The organism is Streptomyces sp. CA2R106, assembly GCF_037034245.1.
GTDB lineage: Bacteria > Actinomycetota > Actinomycetes > Streptomycetales > Streptomycetaceae > Actinacidiphila.
Genome location: NZ_JBAGKC010000034.1, coordinates 1 through 23,695 on the forward strand (window position 1 = coordinate 1; position 23,695 = coordinate 23,695).

Consider the following 23,695-nt stretch of genomic DNA (forward strand, 5'->3'; position numbering starts at 1 on the left):
CTCGATGCGCTGCGTCGTCTCGACCTTCACCCGCTCCGCCTCGGCCTGGGCCTCCTCCGCGAGTTCGTCGGCTTCCTCGCGCTGCGCGATGGCCTCGTTGCGCTCCCTCATCGCGGTGCGTTGTGCTGCCTCTGCCTTGGCCACGGCCTCGTCAGCCGTGGCCTGTGCGGTCTCCATCTCGACGGCGGCCGCGCCGGGGTCCGTCATCGTGTCCAACTGCGCGACCAGCTCGGCGAAGCTGCCGCGTAGCTCGACGGCGAGGCGTTTGACGATCGGCAGCAACTCGCGGGTGCGGGTCGCCGAGTAGTCGACTGGCCGGTTTGGGTCGTCGGTGGTGACCTGGCCGGCGGCGGCTGCGGTCTCCTTGGCTCGTCGGCGGCGCTCGTGGAACGCGGTGGTCTTGTTGTGTCCGGGGTCGTTGCAGAACTGCGGCGGGCGGCCTGGCCCCTTCGCGGGTTCCGGCTCCCGGGTGCACCCGGGGTATCGGCACGTCTTCGTGTCGGCCGTCGTGGTGCCGGTCGGCTGGGTGCCCTCGGTCTCGCTCACGCTCTCTCGTCTCTCGTGTGGTCGTTGGTTGGTCAACGCGTTGGCCGGCGCCCCCCGGTTACAGGCGGCGCCGGCCAAGGTGCTGAGTAGCGGGGGCCGCGTGTCGTGGGCGCAGGATGCGGCTACACGCTGGGGGACGCGCCTTCCGCGGTCCAGATCCAGCCGTGGTACGTCGGGTCCTGCGGGTCAGTCCTCTTGCGAGCCCCGGCGGCCATAATCTCGCAACTGTTGTAGGCGGGATCGCGTGGAACGTACGTGCTGATCGGGTCCGTGCCGATCAGACGCACGTGCGTGATTGGCTGGGCGGTCATGTGGCCGGATTCGGGTTCCGCGCTGATCCCGTGGGCGCTCACCGCGATGGTGTCGCCCTCCTGGCGTCCTCGGAACGCGATCCCGGGGCCCTCGTAGGTGTACTCGCTGCCGAAGCAGATACCGCCCACTACTTCCGCGGCGCCATCCTGGGCGGTGCTGACGGACCACAGGACGGCGTGGCACAGGTCTGCGGGCTTGTCGCCGTGTGTGATCCCGGCCCTGGTGTACTGGACTCGCCAAACGTCGGCCGTGTGCAGAGTGACGGTGCTCATGCTCCCTCTTTCGGGTTTGTGGGTGGGCTCGGACAAACCCCACAAAGGTGGGGAGCACTCGCCAAGCGTAGAGCTCGGCGACTTGACCGGCGGACGGTTTCGCGCAGCCGGTCGAGGGTGTCTCGCGGTCCTACGGGCGGGTGGCGGGGATGGCGTTCGGGCTCTTGTCGCTCCAACCCCAATCGCCCCCGTCGTGCCCCTCGTCGGGGTCGTGGGGCTCCTGCTCGCACTGCCACCACTCGCCCTCGGGGTCGGGGAACAGCGCGGTGCACGTCCCGGCCTCGGTGTCCGGCTCCGGCGGCGGGGTGAGCAGACCGGCGGCGGCGAGAACCCCGCGGACCATGTCGGACAGTGCGGGGTGAGGCACCGTGACGCCGGCGGCCCGCGCCGCTGTGTCTGCACGGTCATAGGCGGTGTCGTACTCAGCGTCTGTCATGACGCGCCGCACGCGGGTGTACTCGTCGTCCTGGTCGTGCGTGGCGGTGGCGGGCTGATCGGTCACGGCGGTGTCTCCTCGGGGGTGGCGGGGCGGGTCGGAGGTCATGCGGTCTGGCGGCGGCCGGTGCGGGCGAGCTGGGCGAGGCGCTGGCGCATCTCGCCGATTCCGCGGCTTCCGGCGAGCGGGGCGGCGGCGTGGGACCACACGCTACGGGCCGCGGTGGTGTACGCGGCGCCGGCGAGTACGGTCACGTCCTCGGCACGGTCGATTCCCAGCCGCGTGGCCTGCGCGCGGAGTTCGGCGGCGGTGACGGCTCCGGTGTCTCCCATGCGGAGCTCGTACGGGGCGATCACCTGGGCGAGGGGCACCAGTCCCCACCGGGCGGAGAGCACCACGACGGTGCCCCCGTCGGCGGTGAGCGCGTCGGCGGCCCGACGGCACATGGTGTGCAGCGATCCGCGGTAGAGCTCACCGGCGGGCGCCGGGCGGTCCAATTTCGCGCCGCTGCACGGGATGACCACCACCGGGCCGGCGGCGAGGGATTCCGTCACGGCAGCCGTGGTGACGGCTCGGGACTCGACGGCGGCCGTCGAACCGTCGGCGGTCACTGCGGGCTCGGCGGCGGCTGCGGCATGAGAGGCCACCGGCGCGGGCCACAGCGGCAGTTGTACGGGCTCGGTGTCCTCCGGGCGGGCGTCCGGCCAGGCCGGGTCCTGCGGGGCGCTCTGCGGGGCGCTGGCGGCCTCGACGGTCTCGGGGGCCGGGGCGGTGAATCGGCGGGCGTATGCGAGGTGTTCGGCGAGGCTCCACCGGCGCCATCCGGCGGTGCGGCCGCTGTCCTCGACCACGGCGCCGGTGCGGGGCACGGTCACCCGCATGTGGTCCAGCGGGGTCCGCAGCACCCGGCGGGCGCCGTACGGGCGCCACGCGACGGCCGTACGGCCGATCCGTACGACGGTGCCGGAAGTCGAGTGCTTCGAGCGCATGCCGGGGCCGCGGCCGTCCCGGTAGGTGATCTGTGTCCCGGGGCCGACGATGCCGGGGCCGTCGACGGCGAGTTGGCCGGAACGTTCGGCTTGCCGGTCGATCCACGCGGCGTACGCCTCGGCCGCGTCGTCCGTGGCCGCCGGGCCGGCCGTTTTCGTCACGGGCTCGTCCGTGACGGATTCGGCGGCGGCCGCCGCGGTGGTTTGGGTCTCGCGCTCGTCGTGGTGGGCGGCGAGTTGGGCGCGGTAGCCGGCGAGGTCGTCGTCACTGGCTCCGGCGCACAGGGCGGTGTACGCGTGGTGCGCGGCGTCTCCGGCGGGGGTGAGGGTGACGGGGCCGTGGTCGTTGTCGTGGTGGAGGTAGCCGGCCCGAATCAGCGCTTCGACGCGGCCCCGGGCGACGGTGCGGCCGGATCGGTTGCGGGCCTTGGCGGGGTCGCGGTGGTGGTAGCTGTTGCCGTTGCGGTGCAGGTGTCCCGCGGCGGCCCACGTCAGTGCGTCGGCTTCGCCGGGCTGGAGCCCCAGTTCCGCGTTCAGGATGGCGGAGCGGTGGCGCTGGGCGGTCTGATCCTCGTCCTCGTGGGCTTCCGTCACCGGGGCGTGCGTGACGGAATCGGCCGGGGCCGGCTGCTCGGCGGCGTCCTGGTCGACGGCGGCGACCGGCGCGGCCGCGGGGCCGCGGTTGGGGTCGGTGACGGCCGGCCACAGCGGCTCGTCGGCGGGCTCGACGGCGGCGCGCTTGGTGTGCTCGTCCAGCACCTCCCACCGGCCGGTGACGCCGTACCCGCACCGGTCGGCGTGGAACACGGCTGTCCCGGTGTCGGCGTCCGCGATCCCGAGCGGGCGGGTCGCGGTGCCGGTGTTCATCGCGGGGGAGTTGCCGGGGTACGCCTTGGTCTCCTGCCCGCACGCACACGCGAGGTGGTAGCCGAGTCGGCCGGTGATGCAGTCGGCGGTGAGGTAGAGCCACACGTACCGCTCGTGGTCGCACGCGGCGGGGTCGACGGCGGCGGCCGGGGCCGGCTCCGGGGTGAACCGGCGGGCGAGGGCGTCGCGTTCGGCCTGCTGCTCGCGGGCGGCGGCGAGGTAGGCGGCACGCTCGGCGTCCTGGCGGGCTTCCTCCTCGCCCCCCATCAGCGGTCGGAGGTGGCGCGATTCCTGGGCGGCCGGCTCGCCGGCGGCGATCCACGCGTGGCGGGCGTCGTGCCCGTCGCGGGTGAGCTGGACGGACTGCCCGGTGACCCGCAGGAATCCGGCGTTCACCAGGGCCTCGACGCGGGCCCGGGCGACGGTGCGGCCGCGGCCGGCGCGGGGGTCGCTCATGTCCTTCTTGTAGAACACTTGGCCGTCGAAGTGCAGCCAATCGCGGTCCGCCCACAGCATCGCGTCGGCCTGGGCCTGGCTCCAGTTGAGCGCGGCGGCCTGCTGGCGGCGGCGCTCGCCGTTCTCCAGCTCGTCACGGCGCCGGGCGTGCTCGTCGTCGTGACGGAGCGCGGCCGCCCACGCGGCGCCTTCGCCATCTCGCCGCGGCACGTCTCGACGGTCGCCGGGGCGCCCCCGCCCCCGCAGATGAGGCAGAGCACCGCGTACGCGTCGTCCCGCAGCGTCAGCGATTCGATCGACACGTTCGCCGGCAGTCCCTCGATGTGCCGCATTGCTGTTCCTCTCGCTCAGTTCGGGTTGGGGTGTCGGCGGGGGAGTCAGAAGGGGGCGCCGCCCGGCCAGGGGTCCGGGTTGATGCGCAAGGGCGCCGGCTCGGCCCGGTCTTCCTCCTGGTCCTCCTCGGCGAACTGGCCGGTCTCGATCAGGAATTCGCGGTGAGCGGCGTCCCGCATGTCCTCCTGGTGGTCGGCCTCGCACGCCAGGAACTCGGCCCACTGCTGATCGGTCATGCCCTCGGGTCGGTGCACGGTCTGCCCTCTCGGTCGTTCCAACGTTTCGTTTGAATCGTACCGCGCAACCTAACCAAACTCAAGTACCAAACCAAACTGAACTGAACCAAGTTAACTAAACCAAACCGAACTCATCTCGCCTTGTCGCGGGCATGTCATGCGGTTTTCGGGCGCCGCCGGCCGATGATTTCCGATTCCCTCACAGAGTCGGAAATCACTGATAGTCTGCTGCGCGAACCCTCCGTGAGGGTCAGTTACGGACCGGCGCGAATTCGGGCGGACCGGAAGACAACCGGCGAAAGGGGCGTCATGCCCGGGAACGAGAGCATCGCGCGGGAATTCGCCTTCGCCACAGCGGCGGACCTCGGCGGGCCCGACCGGTACACCGCCTGGTGCGCGGCCGCCGGCCTCCCCGCGGTGGACGGCGGGTACGGCCTCATCATGGCGACCGACGCTTTCGGGCGCCACGTCACGAGGCTGACCACGGACGTGGAGTACCTGCGCACGCTCGTCGTCGGCAGCAAGGTGAGCAACGGCCTGCTGGCCAACTTGGAAGTGCCGGCCGGCATCTTCACGCAGGAACGGGACGGTTGGCCGGACGAGTGGGCCGAGCACTAAACAACCCCCGCCGGGGTGTTGCACTGGACCGCAAGCCCGACGAAAGGGGCTCATCATGTCCGCCATCGAGCGACCGCCGGCCGCGGCCGGCACGTCACTGCCCACCGAGGATGCCGGGACGGTGATGCGCCACGCGCACCTCACATACGCGACGGACAGCTGGCGCGAATGCTGGTGGCTGTCCGTACTGGCCGACGAGCACGGCCCGGCAGCGGACCACTGGTTTCCCCGTGGCCCGCTGCCCCCGTCGCCGGATGCCCGCCGCGATGTGCTGACCGGCTGGGGACTGCGGCCCCGGGTTACGTACGACGGCACGCCTGCCGAATGGCAGTGGAGCGAGAACTGCACCAACGACCCGGACCGCTCCCGGCTGTACGCCACTTTGTGGGTCGAGCCAGAGCCCTCGACGGACGACGCCGCACGGCGGGACGGGGAGACATCATGACCACGGTCACCACACCGGATGACGGCGCCGAACTGCTGCCGGTGCGCTTCACCTCGGCCGCCGACGCTGGCCGGGTCCTGACCCCGGCCGGGTACGAGATCGACGCGGACACCGCCCGAAGGGTCGAACTGGCCACGCCGGCGAACACCCGCCGTGGCCGCGAGTCCCGCTCGCGCCTGTTCCTCGACTGGTGCCGCGAGCGTGGCCGGGCCCCGTACGACCCAGGCACCGTGCCGGACTACTGCGCGCACCTCGCGCGGCTGCGTCACCCGGTCGAGACGATCGCGGCATACGCCTCGACCTTGACCAACCTGCTGGCGGTCAACGGCCGGCCGCTCGGTGAACAGGATCGGTACCTGATTCAAGGGGTCCTCGACTCGCGGGCCTTGGAGGTGGCCACCGATCCGCACGACCCGGGCGACGCCTTGCAGTCGACCGAATGCACCCGCGCCGACCTGCGGAAGATGCTCCGGACCCTCGACCGGTCGACGGACCGCGGCCGCCGCGACGCCTTCGCGCTGCTGCTCGATTGGTACATGGCCGGCCGCTCGTGTGAACCGGGGGCGGTCGGCGTCCTCGACGTCCGCGAGGACGTCGCCGCGGTGCCCGACCCGGACGGCGGCCCGGCGGTCGAGCTGCCTGCGCTGGAGATCGTGGTACGCCGCAGCAAGACCAACGTGCACGGCAGGCGCAGGGACTTCGTGCGGCTGGTCGCGCAGAGCGAAGCGGACGCGGACCTGTGCCCGGTGCGGGCCTACCGCGAGTGGATGGGCGTCTTGGACGCGCACGGCCTCGCGCACACCGGCCCCCTGCTGCGACGGATTGACCGGTGGGGCCGCATCGGCGGCACGGGGACGTGCGCTGGCCGGCAACCGGTCGACGCGCGGCAGGCGGCCGGCATCGGCGCCCGCACGATCCGCAACCTGATCCGCACGTGCGCGAAAGCGGCCGGCCTGGTGCGCGAGCTCACCACGTCGGAGACGGAGTTGCTGAGCACTACGGCGGAGCACGCGGAGCTGGCGGCCGCCGAGAGCGACGAACAGCGGGCGGAGATCCGCACGTCCCGACGCCTTCGCCGGCGAGCGCTGCGGCGCCGGCTGCCCCGGTACACCGGGCACAGCATGCGCCGGGGCCTGATCCGCCACCTGGAACGCATGGGCATGCCCCGGCACGTCATCGAACGGTCCTGTCGTTTCGTGCCCGGCTCCAAAGCCCTGGCCCGGTACGGGATCGACCTGCTGCCCTGGGCGGACAACCCGACGGTGCACATGCGGGCGAGCCTGCGGGAGTGACCCGGCGGCCCGGCCCATTGCGTCACCGGCGCGGCCGTGACGCACCGGTGACTGGTCGACGTGCTCGACGGGGGCGGGCTGAGGCGCCCGTTAGGAATCCGGCGGCTGGTGAACTTGAGCGGACGGTTGAAAAATTGCGCGAATGGCGCATAGCCGTTAACGGGTGTTCCACTGACTGTCGTCGCCGCCGGCGTCGCTGTCGTCGTATAGCCAGGCGTCCACCGTGGGGCGGCTGACGCCGCCCCAGCGGGACATGTCGGTCTTGAAACCGCGGCGGACGGTGCCATGCGTGCGGCGGCTTTCGCGCTCGGCGTTGCGCATGAGGCCGGCCAGGCTCGCCCTCGCGTTTACTGCCTCAGTCTCCAGCTCGACCAAGCGGACTCCCTGTTCCATGACCCGTTGGTCAGGGGTGAGCTTGGGCGGGCGGTGGGTGTCAAGGAAATCGGCGAATTCACGGGCAGTTGTATCCCAGTCCCTGACAAGAGGATCGAAATTAACGTCCCCTTGATTCCGCTTCATATTGCCAATGTAGGCATCGCCCAGGTAGTGACGCCGCAGGCGAGTGCGGTGCAGTTCCTCGATGCTCTGGCCCCACATGCGGGCCTCCCGTTCGGCCTTCTCGCCGGTGGGCACGGGCTCCTTGGCCAGGAGGGCGGGCCAGATCTCCGCTTCCGGCCGCAGCGGCGGCCACCTCAGTTCACCGGCCTGGGCGATAATGTGCCAGGCGTAAGCCGCCGGACGCTCCTCCCGGAACTCCGGCGGTTCCAGCACCCGGCATGCCCAACTCATGGAGAGGCTGTCGTGAACCAGCAGAATCGCGCTCCAGGAATCCCGGGTAGACACTGCGGGGATGTGCCCCAGGGCCTTATAAGCGCGAGCCAACTCGATCTGCGTCACATAGCGACTATCGAACGCAAAGACTGTCATGTAAAGCACTATACACCAAACGTAAAGCTCTTTACAACATCGCAGTTCAGCGGTTGAGGCCCACCGGCGTCAGCTCTGGCGTATGCGACCTGGGCCGATCGTGAGCAGTCCCGCGCAACCGGGGGCGGCGGGCGGTAACCCCTGCGGGACTGCTGCGTCTCAAACCCGGCCGCTACTGGGCGCCGCCTTCCCGGGCCTCCCGCTGTCGCCTCCGCAGTTCCTTACGCCACTCCAGACGCGTGAGGCCAGCGCGCACGCGCTCTTCTTCCGACGCCACCGCGGCATCACCGGATGCCTTGGTCGCCACAGCCGCGACGGTGGCCAGGCCGGCGGCCTCCAACGCGCGGCCCACTGCGGTCAGGATCGCGCTGGCGTATCGCGGGTCGGTCGAGTCCTCTACGGCGACCACTTCGACCCACGGAAAGGCAAGTTGCGACTGGATGTTGGTGCGGAACCACGCTACGTGCCCGCTATCGCCGAAACTGAGGTTGTCGGGTGAGTGGACCGTGGCCCAGCTCCGCACCCGGCAGTACAGGGCATCGGATTCGGGGTCCAGGGGCTCCGGTTCCCCGACGTTCACATGCACCTTGTAATGGGCAGCGCCGGCCGGACTGCCAGCCCACATGAACTCAGCGTATCCGTGCCCGTGTTCGGGCGACACCTGCACATCGGACAGAGGCGGCCGCTCCGTGATACGGCCCGGCTGCGTCTGGCGGATGCCAGGATATCGGGCATCGAGCAACTGCGCGGCGGCCTCCGCTGGCGTGGGATCGGTCATCGTTCCTACCTACCTTCATGGCTTGCTTGATGACGGATAGAGAGGCGTTCGCCAACAGGGTGCGTCGACCGGCCCGTCGGCCCAGTTCTCCCCACCGAGAGGCGACGCCAACCCCTTGCGAACAGAATCTATTTAACCATGTGTTGGGGTGGGGGGCCAACTTCTCGGGAGTCGGTACAACGGACCGGAAACCGGCGCCAGCGGCCTTGCCGTGTGCAGGCGGGCCGCCTCACTGCTGGCCTCCGCGGCGGGCGGCCCTTGGCCGGGGAACGTCCAACAGCGTCAGTTCTTGTCGTACGCCTCGCCACTCACCATGGAATCGACCATATCCGTGATCAACTCACGCAGCGTCACAGCGTCCACTACCGAGGCGGCGTAGCCGTCAGGCAATTCCCGCTCGATCTTCTGGACGATGTCGCCGATCGTGAACGTCACCCCTGTGTCCTCCATGATCCGGACCACGGAGTCCACAGCCTGTTCAGTCCGCTGAATCAGGTCGATAGCGAGAAACGCCCTGTCGGTACTCATTGCACGCAGCGTATCCGCCGGGGGCTGAGGACGCTCGCTGGCGGCAACCGGTCAGCTCTCCCCGGGGGCGTCGTCGGTCTCGGCACCCATGCTGTCGTATAGCCAGGTGTCCACCGTGGGGCGGCTTTCGCGCTAGGCGGGCCGCCTCACTGCTGGCCTCCGCGGCGGCGGGCCCGCTTCTCCGCTCGGGCTTTCGCCAGGGCGGCATCTCGGCGGGCGGTGCTCGACTGCGGGGTGTAGGCCCATGACCTCGTACGCTCTCCGTCGGGCTCGATCTGCGGCCGCCGGACCCGGATATTCCGGCGGGCCTCGGCTGCCGGCGACAGCTCGTCGGCGGGGGGAAGTTGATCCGGTGTCTCCTCGACCTGGTCCAGGCGCCACCGGGCATTCAGGTCGGCCCGGATCGCGGCGTCACGCCGGCGTCCTTCCTCCAGGGCGCGGAGCCGAGCGGCCTCGCGCTCCTCGGTGGTTGCGTTGTCCCGCCAGGTCACGTGATCGGCCTGCCGGACGGTCGGGATCTTGCGGTAGCCGGGGGAATTGCCCTGCGCGTTGATGAACCGCCAGAGCCTCCACCCTGCGAGGCGCCCCATGTTGGTGGCCTTGAACGTGAGCGCGCCCCATTGGTCGTAGCGGATCACGTTGCTGCTCAGCAGCTCCACGAGTTGCGATTCTGTGCCTCCGCGCCGGAGCGCGATCATGATTGTGCGGTGCAGGTCAGACCACGCGTCACCCGTCACAGACCGACCACGGTCCTCCGGCCCGCGTGATGGCAAAAACACCTCGGAGTAGCCGAGTTGGGCCCTCCAGAGGTGCCACACGCGCCTCTGGACCCGTGTAGCGACGACGGCAGGGTCTTCGCCGAACGGCCCCGGCCGGGTGCTTGGTCCAGGAGCCGCCGAAGGCGTCGTTTTTGTCTGTTCCATTCGAAATGGCGGGCCGAGCCCGCTACTACCTGTAGATGAAAAACCAACTAGTTGTGAAAACCCCCTCGCGTATAGAGGGGACGCTTTGCCATAGGTGCTCCTCGCCAACAGCTGCTCGACCCTGGCCGTCATCTCCGCGGTCTTGTCGTGGTCGGCGACAGCGGTGCATCGGAGATCTGGGGGCACCGGGAGACGCTTGGCGCTCTCCCGGATTGTCCCTGCCACCTGCGCCGCCTTGGACCCTGCCGGGTGCTCCCACCGCGGAGCGGCGGCCAGCTCGGCGGCGAGCTGGCGCGTGGCCGCGTTCTCGCAGACCATCACGAGAGGTTCGACGGGGGGAGCCTGGCGAGACGTCAGGCGGCCGTAAGCCGCGTCCTCGTCCGGGTCGACGGCTGCCGGGAGGTCCCACACGCGCAGCTCGCGGGTGAGGTCTTCGGGCAGGTCGTGAGGGATCGCGTCCTCGCGCAGGCACAGCGCGTACACCGCCCGGCGGCCGGGCGCCGGGCGTACCACCTGCTCGGCGAAGCCGGCGGCGTACACGCCGCGCAGGTCGTCCCAAAACCGGTCCTCGCCGACGGCGTGCACACAGGCGTATCGCTCGGCGAGCGTCAGCCCGCCGTCGATCTCGTCGGTACCCCACCGGCCCTCTACTCGGCCGGTCATGGGGTCCAGGCGCTGACGGCTGAGGAACTGAAGCAGCCGGAACTTGGTGTCCGCGAGGAGTCCGCGGGCATGCGAGATCTGGGCCACCCGGTACAGCGTATTGAGCCGGATGGCGGGCAGCCTGAGCACCGCCAGCGGTGCCGGAGGTGTCCCTCCGGCCGGCGTGGCTACGGCCGATGCGCTAGCGGTTTCGGGCGCGGGGGCGATGTCGACATGGCGATCCGGTGAGGACACACCGGATCGCGGCATGGGGGTACCGCCACCGCGGCGGCTTGGTACGATGGAGTCCGCCTCGGTGCTAATCAGGGCGCAGAAAGGCCCCCGCCGTCGGCCTAGGAAACCGGCGAACGGCGCTTCATCTGCTCATCTGACGGGATCGGGTGCCTCGGCAAGTGGCTCGCAACCAAAGGGAGCCGGGGACCCGATGAGCCTGGGGCTGGGCGGTACGTCACGGTAGGAAGCCGGACGGGGACCGCTGTCCCCCTTAATTCATCCGGCCTCCCGGAGGGCTGTCCCGGTGCCGGGCTCGGCCTTCCGGAGGGCGAGGATCGCCCTCCGGATGACTTCGGCGCCGCTGATGCCTAGGCGCTCCACCAGCTCGTCATACGCGATGCGAACGGGGTCGCCAGGAGGCAAGGTCACCTGTGCGCGCACAGGCTTAGCGGGATCGGACCCTGTCCGGCCGCTCTGTGCTCGCCCTCGTGGTGCTGCCATGGGCAAGATCCTAGCCTGTTGGGAGCTGTTGTGAATCACAACATGGCCGACTCGCCGGGCTGATTTCCGTATCCGGTCCCTGGACTGCACCGCATTGGGCGAATCGTATGCATATACGGCGTGCTGATGGTCGGTCAGGGAATGGGAGTGGCGCACACGTCCGGGATGTATCCGCCGCGGACCAGGTCCCAGTCCCACCCGCGACGGCCGCAGGCGGTGTACTGCTCGCCGCGGCCGATGGCGACCAGGCACACGGTGTCGTGCTCGCCCTTGGGCGCGCTGCGCACTACGCGGCTGGTGAAGTTGGGATCGTAGTGGACGGCGACGCGCTGTCGAACCGTCACGCTGGTGCAACTGGAGCCGGCTTGCGCGGCTTGGGCGGTGGTCGTGGGGAGGATCGCGGCGGCGGCGAGGGTGACGCCGGCGACGACTGCGAGCGTGGTGCGGGTGGGCATGGTGCCTCCGTGGGTGGTGTGCGTGGTGTCAACGGCTCTGGGGGCCGGCGGGGGTGCGGGGTGGTGAGGGGATGTCACCCGTCCGGTGCTGGTCGGCTCCGGCCTAGGGGCGGGTCGCGGGCTGGACGACGTAGCCGGGCAGGGGGAGCCGGGTGGCCATCTCCGGCTCGTAGGTGTCGGCGAGCGCGATCAGCAGCAGGGCGGCGCCGATGGCGCCGGGGTCGGGGGTGCCCAGGGCGCGCTTCCCGACGTAGCTGGAGCGGCCGCGGCCGCCGAGCATGTCGGCGGTGCCACGTGCGCCGTGGATCGCGGCCAGCGCGGCCGTGGTGATCGCGGCCGGGTCGTCCTCGCGCTTCACGGACAGCAGTTGCGCGGCAGGGGCGAGCGCGTCGACCAGGGTGCGGTCTCCCATGCGGGCGCCGCCGACGCGCTGAATCGCCGTGGTGCCGTCCGCGAGGGCCTTGGCGAGCGCGGACAGCGCGGGCCGCTGTCCGTCGGGGCAGCCGGCCGTGACCGCGCCCAGGTGCTGGAAGAGCAGCCCGAACAGAGGGCCGCTGGTCCCACCGACCTCGTCGAGGAACACGTGGGCGGCCGCGGTGAGACCGTCCTCCCCGGTGGCATCGACGCGCGCGAGGGCGCCGCGCAGTCCGCCGGTGAGATTGTCGCCGAAATCGCCGTCGCCGGCGGCCTGGTCCAGGTCTCCGAGCGCGTCGCGCACGTGGCTGATGATCTCCGCGTAGCGGTCCAGGGCGGCGCGGCTGCCAGGGAGCCGGCGGGGGAGCGGCGTCCGGGGTGAGGCGGCCGGGGCCGCCGGCTGGGGTGGTGCGGCGGCGCCTGGCCAGGCGGTCAGGGGCGTGTCGGTGGGGGCCTGCCACCAGTCGAGCCACCCGGGGGCAAGTGCAGTGAGGGTGAGGGAGATCCCGGCCATGTCCAGGGCGGCGGTGTGGGTGCCGGTGAGCACCGCAGCGACCCGTTCGCCGCGCTCGTGCAGCTGCTCGGCGGCGATCGCCGCGACCGCCTGGAGCTCCAGGTGTGAGGTGCCGCCGAGGCCGTTGACGACGAGAATCACGCCGTCGGGACTGGTGGGGGTGTCGGCGGTGAGGTCGGAGAGCATGCGGCGGATGAGGTCCTGGACGCGCGGGCGGGCGATGCTGCGGGCGCCGCGCTCACCGTGGATGCCCACCCCGTAGTCGAGCATGTCGGGCGGCAGCATCGCGGCGGGCCGGAGGCTGGCGGGGTTGGTGTGGGGGCGGGCGCAGACCGCGAGGCTGCGGGAGGCGTCGGCGACAGCGCGGCCGAGGTCGGCCAGTTCGTACAAACCCATGCCGGTGTCGGCGGCCGCGCCGAGAATCTTCTCCACCACGACGGTCGCCGCGGTGCCGCGTCGGCCGGCGCCGGCGTCCGCGCTCGCGATGTCGTCGGCGATCTCTACAGTGGCGACCTCGACCCCGCGGGCGTGGAGCCGTTCGGCAGCGATCCCGAAATTGATCTTGTCGCCGGTGTAGTTCTTCACGATGTGCAGCACACCGCCCCCGTGGTGGGTGGCAAGGCTCGCGGCGAAGATCTGGCCATTGTGCGGGGAGGCGAAGACCCCGCCGGGCGCCGCGGCGTCCAGGCCGCCGCGGCCGAGCAGGCCGGTGTGTAGCGGGTCGTGGCCGGAGCCGCCGCCGCTGACCAGCGCGACCCGACGGGCGGGGTCGGGCGCGGTCGCGGTGAGGTAGAGCGGTTTCTCGGACAGCGCGAGGCGGTCGGGGTGGGCGAGGACCAGGCCGCGGCAGGCGGTCAGCACCGGGTCGGTCTCGGTCTCCGGCAGAAAGTACGGCATCGCGGGCGGGCTCCGTGTCGTGAGGGGGGCTGGGGCTCCGCGGGCCGGGAGAGGGATGTCCCGGCCCGCGGTCTCCGGCCGGGGGGATGGCCGGAGGATGAGGCCGCCTCCCCCTGGGGGGACATGGAGCTGGCAGGGGGAGGCGGGGTCTGAGGGAGGGTCAGGCGGCGGCCGGCAGGGTGGCCCACGCGGTCGAGCGGCCGGGCGCGCTGTCCCATCCGCATCCGGTGGACAGGCTGCGGGTGATGGCCAGGCCGCGGCCGCTGGCTGCGGTGTCCACGGTGGGCCGCAGGGGTGCGGGGCCGGCGTCGTGGACCTCTATCCGCAGGCCCTCGGGGCCGATCGCGAGCTGCGCCCGGATGCGCCCGAGGGAATGCACGACAGCGTTGGTGACCAGCTCGGACACGATCAGCTCAGCGTCGTCGGCGGTCGGGCCGGTGACACTCCAGCCGCCCAGCGTGGTCCGGGCCCAGATCCGGGCTCGGCGGGCGGCGGCAGGGTGGCGGCTGAGGGTGGTGTGAGCGGCGGTGCCGGGAACGGGTGCGGTCCGGGTCCTCATGCTGACTCCCAAGGTCAGGGCGTGATCGGCGGTGATCTGCGGTGATTCCCACCCTGCGCCCCGAGGCCCCCCGCAGACCCGAACCCCCAGTTCCCGCACCCGGAGTTCTGGTAACCCTGTGTGATTATGATGGATACGTAGCATCACCTCCGCAGGTGAGACGTGTGCGGGGTCACAGCACCGCGCCGAGAGCGGAACGCCCGCAAAAAGTGCGATTTTACGGGGGCTTTACATGGGAGACGGGCGTAGGAGAGACAGCGCCACCGAGAGGAACGTGGACGTCGGGAGCATGCTGCAAGGCTGGCGACACCGGCGGCCGCGCAGTGAGATCCCCGGTCTGGAAGCTGCGCTGCCGAGGAGGAGGTACCTCACGCAGTTGGACATGGCGCTGCTGCTGGGCGTGTCGGAGCGCCTGTACTGGTCGCTGGAAAACGGGGTCGTGCGCCCGTACCCGCGCACGATGATCGACGGGGTGGCGCGCATCCTGAACTTGACGCCGGTGGAGGCTGAGGCGCTGTATATCCACGCCGGCCACCCGATCCCGCGGCGGCCGGCAACGCGCCCGGACCCGCTGCTGGTCGACATGGTCGAACGGCAGACCGGATGTATCAGCTACCTGTCCGATGAGGCGTGGGACGTGCTGGCCTGCAATCCGCTGGGCGGTCTGCATGCGCCGTGGCTGACCAAACCCAACGCCAACATCGTGACCTGGGCTTTTAGCCCAGACGCGAGTTTTCAGCTGCGGGAGTTCGACAAGTGTTGGGCGCTGCCGATCCTCGCCGAGGTGCGCGCGACCTGGCAGCGCTGCCCCGACAATGCGCGGTTGGCGGAGGTGGTGGCGGAGGTACGCGCCCGCCCGGGGGTGAATGCGCTGTGGGAGCGGACCGCCCGGACCGAACCGTACCTAGGCGAGCGGCCCATGTTCTTCCCGCTGCTCTCGCCGGACCCGGTGGACGTGCACATGCTGGCCCTCAACCCGTTCGGGGACCAGTACCTACGGTGGATCATCATGGTGCCGACCACCCCCGGAATCGAACTGATCTGAACCCAGGACGGATGTCCGTGCCCTGTGGCAGGATCATCGCGTGCCCGGGAAACCGGGTCGTGCCCTGCCTGCCCGTCCCTGTGTGGACTGGAGCCGATCAAAGCGGCGCGTTCCCCGCGTAAGCGGGGGTGGTTCCCGCAGGTACTGAACCGTCATGGTGATCTGCTGGCCGTGTATCCCCGCCGCATGCGGGGCGATAGTCGGGCGGCCCTCGGCGTGATGCCGAGGGCCTACGAGTTGTCTTTCACCCGGGCCCGCGCGGGCCGAGGAGTCCCATGTATCGCGTTACCTACCGGTTCCCCCGGCCTGTGCCGCAGCACTCCGAGACGTGGCGGCTGATCACGGCCCCGCTGCCGCCGGAGATCGCGCAGACAGAAAACGGGGCGCGGGTCCTGTGGCGCCGCGACGACGCATCCACCGTGACGGTGCAGTACCCGCGGCGCCCAGAGCCGGCGTGGCTGCTGACGGGGACGGTGGACTTCCCGCAGGTCGTGGACATGGGGGTGATGGCGGACGGCCTGGCCGCAGGTCAGGTCTGGGGGTTTGAGGTGCTGGCAAACACCGTGCGGCGGCCGTCAAGGAAGGCCCGCGCAGAAGAGGGGTTGCCGGTTGAGTACCGCGTGAGCGCGAGGGAGTGGCTGACGGAGGAGTCCGTAGAGGCCGGGACTGAGGGCGCCCCACTGGTATCACGGGCCTACAGCTCCGGTTTCAGCCTGCTGCACCTCGCCGACGAGCAGTCCGTGGCACGTAAGGGGCCGCCGAGCCTGGCCGGGCTGACCCGGATTCGCGGAGTGCTGAAGGTCGAGCATCCGGAGTCGGTACGGGCCGCGCTGGAGGAGGGACTAGGACGGGGCCGCAGCAAGGGCGCCGGCATGCTGGACCTCAGGTACGTAGTCCGTCGGCCAGCGGCGGTCACCTCGCCTCCCGCGCGGCGCCGGTAGAACCCGGCCTCGTACCTCCGGCCCGCTCTCCCGGTCGAACTGACCCGACATCCGGGGAAGTTGTGGTAACGTACCAGCCTCATCGTCCCGCTACGGGCTCCCCCCTTTTTTCAGGGGGCCGCGCGCACTGCGCGCCATTCATCAGCCCCCAGGGGGGATAGCGCCCGGCAAACGCCCTTGACGCTTCCTGACGACGATGACGAGGAACGCACCGTGAAATACCCCGATCTGTCCAGCGCGCAGAAGCGCAAGGCCCAAGCCATGCTTCAGCGGCTCCACGGCGAGGGCGTGATGGAAACCGTGTCGCAGGTCGCGACGTATTTTGATGACGTCTGCGACTGGGATTCGGGGGCCATCACCATGGCCACGCTGCTGGACCATACCGGGTGGCAGCGCACCGCGCCGGTGGAGACGGTCCACAAAGCCGAGTTGCCCGCAGGGGTGATGCGGCACGTGCGTGCAGTGCTCGCGGCTGAGGGGTCGTCGGCGTCTGCGGAGGCGCTCGAACTGCTCCCGGAAGTCTGACTGCCCCCTTGATGCCGCCCCGCCGTGCAGGTGGGGCGGCATCGTTGTGTCAGAGCGTCGCGTGTTCCTGCCAGGTACCGGTGACCGCCGAGGCGAAGAAGCCCGGGCCGAACGCGGCCACCAGACCGCGGGCGCCGTGCGGGGGCGGCGCCTGGTGGATGCGGCGCAGGACGTCCAGGACGGCCGGCCCGCCGGTGTTGCCGTGTTCGCGCAGGCTGTTCCAGGAGTGCCGTAGGTCGACCGGGACCGGCAGGCCGTCGGCCACGGAATTGATGATCTTGGGCCCTCCGGGGTGGGCCGCGACCCACTGCGGCAGGCCGGCGTCCTTGAGCCAGTCGACCAGCGGCGGCATGCACTCCGCGACGGCGGACACGGCCGCCGACGTCGAGTCGAAGTGCTGTCCTTTGCCGTCGTGGAGCGTCATCCAGTAGTACCGTGCGCTGTCGGGAAGCAGGTGCGACCAGGTCCGTTCTACGCGGAGCCCTGGGCCGCGCCATTCTGCGGTGACGACGGCCGCGGCCGCGCTGTCGCCGAACAGCGCGCGGTACATCGCCGGGACCATGCCGGGTTCGGCGGGCCGGTACGAGCTGGTGAGGGACTCGGCGACGACGACCAGGACGCGCCGGTCGGGCTGCGCGGCGACGAGGTCCGCGGCCAGGGCCAGGCTCCACGCGCCGCCGGTGCATCCCACCTGCGTGACGGGGATGTGCAGCGCGTCCGGCCGCAGGCCCAGGGTGGCGGCGAGGTGCACCCCGAGGCCGGGCATGGTGACGCCGCTGGAGTGGACGGCGATCACGGCGTCGATCTCGTCGGCGTCCAGGCGCGCGGCGTGGAGTGCGTCGGCCGCGGCCTGCGCGCCGAGGTGGTTGACGGCGGCCACCGTCGCGACGTTCCGGGCCTCGACGCCCTCGGGCTCGGCGAGTTCGGCGAGGGTACGGCTCATGTATCGGTGCTCGACGCCGAGGTTCCGCACGATGCGGAGTACGGCGCCGCTCGCCCCGTACCGCTCCAGGTCCGCGATCACGGCGGATGTGGGGACCCGGTGTTCGGGCAGGGCCACAGCGGGGCAGCTCACATGTACGGCCATATCGGCTCCTCGGGCAGATTCCGGGCGTACCGTATGGCGGCAGTCTCCCGCTGGGCCGGGGAGCTCGGTGACCATGTGGGGGTGATTCCCCCGAAAGGGGACAGCAAGCGGCCCCCGCCTACTGGCGGGGGCCGCTTGGGTGTGGTCAGGAGGGCCGGCCGGTCGGCCATTCGCCGGGTGGGATAGGGGCGCGGCCGGTGGCGTTGCGGCGCGCTTCGGCGTGGCCGCAGGGGTCGCAGATGGGGATGGTGCGGGCGGTGGTGGTGCGGGAGCGTGCGGGGAGCGGGCCGGGGCGGGTGCATCGGGGGCAGCGGGTCATGGTTGTTCCCGGCGGGCGCGGGCGCGGGCGAGGATGCGGCGGGCGGTGTAGTCGGGCACGTCGTAGTGCTGTTCGATCTCGGCACGGGTGACCGCCGGGCGCTCGCCGGCGTCGGCGAGGTCGAGCAGGCGGGCGACCTCGTCAGCGCGGGGATCACGGTCCGGGCGGGGAACTGAGTTGGAGCTGCCGGCCGGCCGGCCGCCGCGGTGCGAGCGGCGGACGTTGACCTGTGGGTTCGCCGTGGCGTATGCCTGGGCACGGTCGTGGCGCCACAATGGCCGGCGCCGGGTGGGGAGCTGCTCCCAGCTGTCCGGCTCGGGAAATCCCGCCGGGGGATTCTTGACCCAGTGGGAGAGGGTGGTGGTGTCCTGGTGGCCGAGCATCCGCGCGAATTCCACCGGCGGGATGAGGCGCCGGGGGTCGGTGTCAGGCGGCTGTGGCTGGCGCTGTCGGGGCACGGTGGTTCTCCTGTGCGGCGGTGCGCCGCTGGTCGCGGTGGTCATCGCGCCGGGGTCCACGTGCGGGGGCCGGCGGGGGTGCACCGGGTGATGCTGGCAATGTCTCCGATGACGACGGTAGCGGCCCAATCCCAGTAGCCGGGGTGGTGGTCGGGAAGGTTGAGTTCGTAGGTGTCGTCGGTGTCCGGGGGGATGTCGGCGACGACGAACGGGCCGGCGTGGCACCGAGTCGCGGCGTTGTGCGGGTGAAGGGTGATGGTGTCGAACGGGAGGGGCCGGGAGTTTTCGGGTTCGGGGGTGATGTCCTCTAGCATGTGGATTCTCCTGTGTAGGGAGTCCCCGGCGGCGGTGCCAACCAATTCTCGCCGGGGAGACGGCCGACGCCTGCTACCAGTGGCGTCGGCCGTCGTGGTTTCGGATGGGGGTTGCTGGGTCCCGGGGGGCGGGGGGTGGATGTCCCGCCCCTGGGGGGTCAGCGGGTGTCGGTCAGGAGCTTCGTCTCGACGCAATCGCAGGTGGTGTTGAGGGCTTGGGCGAGGCGGTGGGGGATTTCGTCGGCGATGGTCATCGCGGCGGCGAACAGGGGGATTCCGGCGCGTTCGTACAGGCAGTGGGTTTCCGTCATGTGGTTCTCGCAGATGCCCAGGTCGGCGTCGACGCAGATCCATCCGGGTTGTGCGGGGGCGGGGGTGAGGATGAGGCAGGCCCCGCCGGGGTGGCGTAGGGCCTTGTGGTCGTAGTAGTCGAACGGGGTCCAGTCGGGGCCGAGGAGTGTGCCGAGGGTGGCGGCGAGTTGGGCGAGCTGGGTGCAGTCGTCCGTCAGCAGCACGGGGCCGCCGGGCTCGCTCAGGGCGTCGCGTTCCACGTACAGGCGGCGGCTGAGGGTGACGGCGGCGGCCGCGACTCGGGCCGCGGTGGCGGGCAGGCCGGCGGGGGGGATGTCGTCGCGGGGAATCATGCAGTTGCGCCCGAGGCTCCCGTAGAGCTCGATCGGGGCGCCGCCGCATGCGGGGGTCAGGGTCATCACGGCGCCGTGGCGGTGGACGATCCGGGGGCCGTCTGCGGCCCAGCCCGGGCCGAGGAGTTCCGCAGCGAGGGCCGCGACGTCGGGAAGGGTGAAGTCGTACATCATGCCTCCTGTCGGGTGGTGCCCGGGGCGGCCGTCTGCCGGGCCGCCCCGGGCCGGTGGGCTAGTCCTGGCGCGGGTCGCGCTGCTGGGGCAGGCGGGGGCTGGGCATGGGCTCGGACGGAGCGCGTTGGGCGGGGATTTTGGGGATGGCGCGTTCGGAGTTGGGCAGGTTCGTCACGGTGGAACTCCTGTGCTGTGTAGGGGGGTTGTGCGGGTGGCCGGCGGGCGGCGCGCGGCGGGGGCCCGGCGCCCGGCGGCGCACGGAACGGCCGGCTACGGCCGGGCCGGGTGGCGACGGTGAACGCGCCGGGCTGCGGGGCTGCCGCCCCGAAGGGGCGCCCTTTTTCCGCGCCGCGGGCGCGCTGCCGGCGGGGGCTTGCCCGGCGGGGTTGGCGCGTGGGGGAGTGTGGGGCCGCCGGGGAGTCCGGCGGCCCGTCGGGGTTACTGGCGGCGGTCGCGCTCGGCGCGGGCGGCCTCAACCGCCGTGGTCAGCGGGGCCATGGTGTCGGGGAGGACGCCGCCGACCCGCACCGGAGTGACGCCCCGCTCGATCGCCTGGAATGCGCCCTCGGGCATGGTCGCCAGGGTCGTTCCAAGGGGCATGAGCTCCTGGGGGAAGATCGCGTGGACGGACCGCCCGGCCATGGGCTGGCCGAGTCCCCAGAACCAGACCAGAACGGTGCTTCCCCACGGGCTGACGACGACGCCGGAGCGGGCGGGGATGCGGGGGTACTGCGGGAGCGGGTCAGTGGCTACCAGCGTCCCGGGGGCGTAGGAGTCGGCGCAGAGCTTGGGCCGGATCGGGGTCCGGGTGATGTGTGCCATGGGGTGTACTCCTCGTGTAGGGAGGGGCCGCCCGGCCGGGTGGCCGGGCGGTGTCCGGGAGGCGGTGCCAACCCCTTCCGAACAGTCTCTATTTAACCATGTTTTGGGGTGGGGGTCCAATCCCCGATGCGGGCCGAACGGGTGAAACGCGCTGGTGGGACTGGGGGGTTAGTCCTGCGCGATCTTCCAGCGGCACCGGGTGAGGTTGGTTTGCGGGGTGCCGTGGTAGCGGCCGTGGCTGGCCACGGTGCCAGTGACGTGCACGCGGGCGCCTCGGGTGGGGAGGTTGGTGGTAGTGGCCTCCCACACGTACACGTTGTGGTCGGCGTCCCGGAGCTTGACCAGGTGGCGGGGCTGCTCGTGGTAGCCGAACCGCCGGGGCGTGAGCGCGACCACCACCGCGACGGTGGCCGTGATCGCGATGCGCTCGCCCGTGGCGCCCTGGTGGCGGGAGTGCGCGGCGTCGGCGGCTCGCTCGGCGGTGGCGGCGGCGCGGCGCTGCTCGCGCTGGTAGGCGTGTACGGCGGAGCACAGTAGCGGGATGTCCCGCTCTCCCACGTGGTCGGCGCGGGCGAGGCGGGCCAGCGCGGTCCGGTAGTCGCTGCCCTCCTCGCCGCGCGCGCACCACTCCAGGACGGCGGGCGCGAGTTGGGCGGCGGCCTCGGCCTGGGCGTCGAAGCGGCGGCGGTCGCCGCGCTCGACCGGCGCGCGCCCGTAGAGGTAGCGCTCTACGTCCATCGCGGTCGGTACCTCCGGCTCCCACTGGCGCGTGAGCGGCTGGAAGTACCCGCGTGCGCGGATGACGGCGGCGGCTGCGCGCAGTACCTCGGTCGGGGTCAGTGCGGCGGTGGTGGGCGCGGTCATGGTGGTGAACTCCTGTGCTGTGTAGGGGGGTTGATGGGGGCCGGTGGGCGGGCGGGGTGCCGTCCGCCCGCCCACCGGCTGGTGGCGCCTACTCGGCAGCGTCGCACGCGCACAACGTGCGGAATCCGTCGGAGTCGGCCTCGATGGACTCGCCACAGTCCTCGCACCGGGCCGGGCGGCGGGTCGGCGGCACGGGCGCGGCCGGTGCCTTGCGGCCGCCGTGAATGTTCTCGTCCTGGGTGATCAGGCCGTGCGCGGCCTGGTACGCCTGCGGTGTGGTGCTCGTCCAGGCGGCGCCGGGGAATGCCTGGGGGTGTCCCTCGCACAGCAGCACCCGGGCCGCCGGGTCCGTGACGGAGTGGACCACCCGCACGGCGCGCGCGGTGCAATGCCCGCCGCTGGTGGCGAGATACATCTCGCAAACGAGCCGCTGCGCAAGGATGAACCGGGGGAGCACCCCCCCGGCGGCGGGGTCAGCGATCTCCGAAACGTCCCATCCCGCTTCACGGAACAACTCGCGGTAGGAGTCGGTGGCGTGTTTGGTCTCCATGGCGCGGCGCATGCGCTCGGAGTAGGCGGGGTGGTCGTCGTCCGTTGTCGGCGTGTAGCTGAGCACCACCTCGCCGGTGGCGCTGCGCGGGTCGAGGTAGGCGCCCGCAGCGAGTACGCGGCCGGTGTCGGTGACCTGCGCCCGCTTGATTCCGGCGTTGATGAGGAGAGCGCGGGCGTCGCGGAGCTGGGGGACGGTCCATCCCTCGGGGGAGCATCCATCCCACACGGGAACAAGGGTGCTGGTCATGGTGGTGAACTCCTGTGCTGTGTAGGGGGTTGGTGCGGTGCCGACAGGCGGGGCGCCCTCTAGGCGCCCCGCCGGGCGGGGCTACGGCAGGGGCGTGATCTCGTCGGGGGCGACCGTGCGCGCGGCCACTACGCGCACGGTGTCCAGGAGAACCGGCGGGAGCGCGTAGCGGCGGGGCCGGACGGCCAAGAGGTGCCGACGGGCCCGGGCGACGGCGGCCGCGCTCGGCAGTACGGCGGGGCCTTCGCCGTCGTACCGGTAGAAGCGGTGGACCTCACGCGCTCCGGGGATGGCGGGGGGCCGGTGGTCCTCGTCGCGCGGCAGGCGGTCCGGGTCGACGGGCACGCTGACCACCGTGTCGGTGTACTCGGTGATCCGCACGTCATCGGCACCGGGCCGCCGGGCCGCCCATTCGTGTTGTGCGCGTGCGGTGCGCGCCTCCGCCATCACGGAACCGGTGCGGTCCTTGCCGAACACGCTGTACGAAACCGTCCAGTACCGGAACCGCTCGGTGCGGACCGCCCGCATGAACGCGATCACGCGTTCCGCTACCTGGATGCCGGTCTTTCCGCCCTCGACGTAGGCCAGCATCCACGCAACCTCGTCACCGCTGGTGAGCACGGTCCGGGCCCACTGCGCGGAGAGGGAGGTAGGGGTGCGTGACTGCTCGTTGATGAACGCGAGCCGTACCAGGTGTTCCGCCACATGCGGCGCGGTGAGATCGGGCGTGGTGTCCATGGTGGTGCTCCTCGTGTAGGGCGTGCGGGGGCGCCACCCCGGCCGGCCTGGGGCCAGGGGGTGGTGTTCGGGAGGCGGTGCCAACCCCTCCCGAACAGTCTCTATTTAACCATGTTTTGGGGTGGGGGTCCAATTCGGCGCGTACGCCGAACGGGTGGCCCGCCGGGGGCCGGGCCGGTTTTGCGACCGGCCCGGCGGGGCGGGGCTCAGGCGGTCCGGCTCGTGATCCAGTTCCGCAGGTGGGCGGCGTCAATCGCGCTCATCCGGGCGTTGACCTGGTGCCCGCTCAGGTTGGCTTGGCGGTCCGTGCGCTCGTCCCGCGTGCCGTAGTCCGCCCGTGCCTCGGCGAGCAACCGGGCGGCGGTGGGGGTGGGGGTGACCTTCTCGGACATGGTGCGCTCCTCGTGTAGGGAGGGGGCCGCCCGGCCGGGCGGCCGGGCGGCGTCCGGGAGGCGGTGCCAACCCCTCCCGGGACTCGGGTCGGTCAGCGGCCGACGGCCTTGCAGGCGTCGCAGATGCCGCCGTTCCAGCCGGGGAACCGCTGCTGACACCGGCTGCACTGGCCGGAGGGCTCGTCGGCCGGGAGGGGGGCAAAGAGCGGGATGCGCCGGGGCCGGATCGGGGTCCGGGCGATGTGCGCCATGGGGGGCTCCTCGTGTAGGGAGGGGGCCGCCCGGCCGGGCGGCCGGGCGGTGTCCGGGAGGCGGTGCCAACCCCTCCCGAACAGTCTCTATTTAACCATGTTTTGGGGGGCGTGGAGGTCGTTTTGCGTGGTCCGAACGGGTGAAACC

The 23,695-nt window shown here is 71.5% G+C and carries 27 protein-coding genes and 1 pseudogene; 6 read left to right on the top strand and 22 right to left on the bottom strand.

Annotated elements, in window-relative coordinates:
• The 5 genes and pseudogenes from WA788_RS31035 to WA788_RS31055 all read right to left on the bottom strand — a co-directional run.
• Positions 1-546 (bottom strand): annotated as a pseudogene (locus WA788_RS31035) (hypothetical protein); the annotation flags it as partial.
• Positions 547-668: 122 nt separating this feature from the next.
• A complete protein-coding gene (locus WA788_RS31040) occupies positions 669-1,130 on the bottom strand; it encodes a hypothetical protein (RefSeq protein ID WP_335983054.1) in 462 nt (153 codons plus the stop codon).
• A gap of 130 nt (positions 1,131-1,260) precedes the next feature.
• Positions 1,261-1,632 (bottom strand): hypothetical protein, encoded by a 372-nt coding sequence (locus tag WA788_RS31045; protein ID WP_335983056.1) that lies wholly within the window; start codon positions 1,630-1,632, stop codon positions 1,261-1,263.
• Positions 1,633-1,670: 38 nt separating this feature from the next.
• Positions 1,671-4,088, bottom strand: a complete 2,418-nt coding sequence (locus WA788_RS31050; protein ID WP_335983058.1) for a DUF6884 domain-containing protein — start codon at positions 4,086-4,088, stop codon at positions 1,671-1,673.
• 167 nt (positions 4,089-4,255) lie between these two features.
• A complete protein-coding gene (locus WA788_RS31055; protein WP_335983060.1) occupies positions 4,256-4,447 on the bottom strand; it encodes a hypothetical protein in 192 nt (63 codons plus the stop codon).
• A 309-nt stretch (positions 4,448-4,756) separates the two neighbouring features.
• Between WA788_RS31055 and WA788_RS31060 the strand changes: the two genes are divergently transcribed.
• Genes WA788_RS31060 through WA788_RS31070 form a run of 3 tightly spaced genes read left to right on the top strand, consistent with a single transcriptional unit; the run spans position 4,757 to position 6,802 of the window.
• Complete coding sequence (locus WA788_RS31060) at positions 4,757-5,065, top strand: hypothetical protein (RefSeq protein WP_335983063.1); 309 nt, start codon at positions 4,757-4,759, stop codon at positions 5,063-5,065.
• A gap of 55 nt (positions 5,066-5,120) precedes the next feature.
• On the top strand, positions 5,121-5,510 hold the full coding sequence (locus WA788_RS31065; RefSeq protein WP_335983065.1) for a hypothetical protein: 390 nt from the start codon (positions 5,121-5,123) through the stop codon (positions 5,508-5,510).
• Complete coding sequence (locus WA788_RS31070; protein ID WP_335983067.1) at positions 5,507-6,802, top strand: hypothetical protein; 1,296 nt, start codon at positions 5,507-5,509, stop codon at positions 6,800-6,802. The genes WA788_RS31065 and WA788_RS31070 overlap by 4 nt, the downstream gene beginning before the upstream one ends.
• 156 nt (positions 6,803-6,958) lie before the next feature.
• On the opposite strand, the gene WA788_RS31075 is transcribed toward WA788_RS31070, so the two are convergent.
• The 7 genes from WA788_RS31075 to WA788_RS31105 form a co-directional block, all read right to left on the bottom strand.
• Positions 6,959-7,699, bottom strand: coding sequence for a hypothetical protein (locus WA788_RS31075; protein WP_335983069.1), 741 nt, complete (start codon positions 7,697-7,699; stop codon positions 6,959-6,961).
• A gap of 202 nt (positions 7,700-7,901) precedes the next feature.
• Positions 7,902-8,507 (bottom strand): hypothetical protein, encoded by a 606-nt coding sequence (locus tag WA788_RS31080; protein WP_335983072.1) that lies wholly within the window; start codon positions 8,505-8,507, stop codon positions 7,902-7,904.
• Between the two features lie 282 nt (positions 8,508-8,789).
• Positions 8,790-9,035, bottom strand: coding sequence for a hypothetical protein (locus tag WA788_RS31085; protein WP_335983074.1), 246 nt, complete (start codon positions 9,033-9,035; stop codon positions 8,790-8,792).
• Between the two features lie 146 nt (positions 9,036-9,181).
• Positions 9,182-10,708: a hypothetical protein gene (locus WA788_RS31090; RefSeq protein WP_335983076.1), complete on the bottom strand. Its 1,527-nt coding sequence runs from the start codon at positions 10,706-10,708 to the stop codon at positions 9,182-9,184.
• A 761-nt stretch (positions 10,709-11,469) separates the two neighbouring features.
• Entirely contained in the window at positions 11,470-11,790 is a 321-nt protein-coding gene (locus tag WA788_RS31095; protein WP_335983078.1) for a hypothetical protein, read from the bottom strand.
• A gap of 103 nt (positions 11,791-11,893) precedes the next feature.
• Positions 11,894-13,615, bottom strand: a complete 1,722-nt coding sequence (locus WA788_RS31100) for a dihydroxyacetone kinase subunit DhaK (protein ID WP_335983080.1) — start codon at positions 13,613-13,615, stop codon at positions 11,894-11,896.
• Between the two features lie 160 nt (positions 13,616-13,775).
• Positions 13,776-14,174 carry an ATP-binding protein gene (locus WA788_RS31105; RefSeq protein WP_335983082.1) on the bottom strand — a complete coding sequence of 133 codons (399 nt, stop codon included), beginning with the start codon at positions 14,172-14,174 and terminating at the stop codon, positions 13,776-13,778.
• A 382-nt stretch (positions 14,175-14,556) separates the two neighbouring features.
• On the opposite strand from WA788_RS31105, the gene WA788_RS31110 reads away from it, so the two are divergent.
• The 3 genes from WA788_RS31110 to WA788_RS31120 all read left to right on the top strand — a co-directional run bounded on the left by WA788_RS31110 (position 14,557) and on the right by WA788_RS31120 (position 16,685).
• Positions 14,557-15,219, top strand: a complete 663-nt coding sequence (locus WA788_RS31110; protein ID WP_335983084.1) for an MmyB family transcriptional regulator — start codon at positions 14,557-14,559, stop codon at positions 15,217-15,219.
• Positions 15,220-15,494: 275 nt separating this feature from the next.
• Positions 15,495-16,160, top strand: a complete 666-nt coding sequence (locus WA788_RS31115) for a type I-E CRISPR-associated protein Cas6/Cse3/CasE (protein ID WP_335983086.1) — start codon at positions 15,495-15,497, stop codon at positions 16,158-16,160.
• Between the two features lie 213 nt (positions 16,161-16,373).
• Positions 16,374-16,685, top strand: coding sequence for a hypothetical protein (locus tag WA788_RS31120; RefSeq protein WP_335983088.1), 312 nt, complete (start codon positions 16,374-16,376; stop codon positions 16,683-16,685).
• A 49-nt stretch (positions 16,686-16,734) separates the two neighbouring features.
• On the opposite strand, the gene WA788_RS31125 is transcribed toward WA788_RS31120, so the two are convergent.
• From WA788_RS31125 to WA788_RS31170, 10 genes are all read right to left on the bottom strand, one after another.
• Complete coding sequence (locus WA788_RS31125; protein WP_335983090.1) at positions 16,735-17,772, bottom strand: PhlD; 1,038 nt, start codon at positions 17,770-17,772, stop codon at positions 16,735-16,737.
• A gap of 315 nt (positions 17,773-18,087) precedes the next feature.
• Positions 18,088-18,489 carry a hypothetical protein gene (locus tag WA788_RS31130; RefSeq protein ID WP_335983092.1) on the bottom strand — a complete coding sequence of 134 codons (402 nt, stop codon included), beginning with the start codon at positions 18,487-18,489 and terminating at the stop codon, positions 18,088-18,090.
• Positions 18,490-18,590: 101 nt separating this feature from the next.
• Positions 18,591-18,863 (bottom strand): DUF6211 family protein, encoded by a 273-nt coding sequence (locus WA788_RS31135; protein WP_335983094.1) that lies wholly within the window; start codon positions 18,861-18,863, stop codon positions 18,591-18,593.
• A gap of 158 nt (positions 18,864-19,021) precedes the next feature.
• Entirely contained in the window at positions 19,022-19,681 is a 660-nt protein-coding gene (locus WA788_RS31140) for a hypothetical protein (protein WP_335983095.1), read from the bottom strand.
• 438 nt (positions 19,682-20,119) lie between these two features.
• Entirely contained in the window at positions 20,120-20,503 is a 384-nt protein-coding gene (locus tag WA788_RS31145; protein ID WP_335983097.1) for a DUF6409 family protein, read from the bottom strand.
• Positions 20,504-20,671: 168 nt separating this feature from the next.
• The gene (locus WA788_RS31150; protein WP_335983098.1) at positions 20,672-21,367 is read right to left on the bottom strand and encodes a hypothetical protein; all 696 of its coding nucleotides are present in this window, start codon (positions 21,365-21,367) and stop codon (positions 20,672-20,674) included.
• A gap of 88 nt (positions 21,368-21,455) precedes the next feature.
• Entirely contained in the window at positions 21,456-22,166 is a 711-nt protein-coding gene (locus WA788_RS31155; RefSeq protein ID WP_335983100.1) for a hypothetical protein, read from the bottom strand.
• Positions 22,167-22,247: 81 nt separating this feature from the next.
• Positions 22,248-22,904, bottom strand: a complete 657-nt coding sequence (locus WA788_RS31160) for a hypothetical protein (protein ID WP_335983102.1) — start codon at positions 22,902-22,904, stop codon at positions 22,248-22,250.
• A gap of 206 nt (positions 22,905-23,110) precedes the next feature.
• Complete coding sequence (locus WA788_RS31165) at positions 23,111-23,296, bottom strand: hypothetical protein (protein WP_335983104.1); 186 nt, start codon at positions 23,294-23,296, stop codon at positions 23,111-23,113.
• 92 nt (positions 23,297-23,388) lie between these two features.
• Positions 23,389-23,547 carry a hypothetical protein gene (locus tag WA788_RS31170; protein ID WP_335983106.1) on the bottom strand — a complete coding sequence of 53 codons (159 nt, stop codon included), beginning with the start codon at positions 23,545-23,547 and terminating at the stop codon, positions 23,389-23,391.
• Positions 23,548-23,695: the final 148 nt, after the last annotated feature.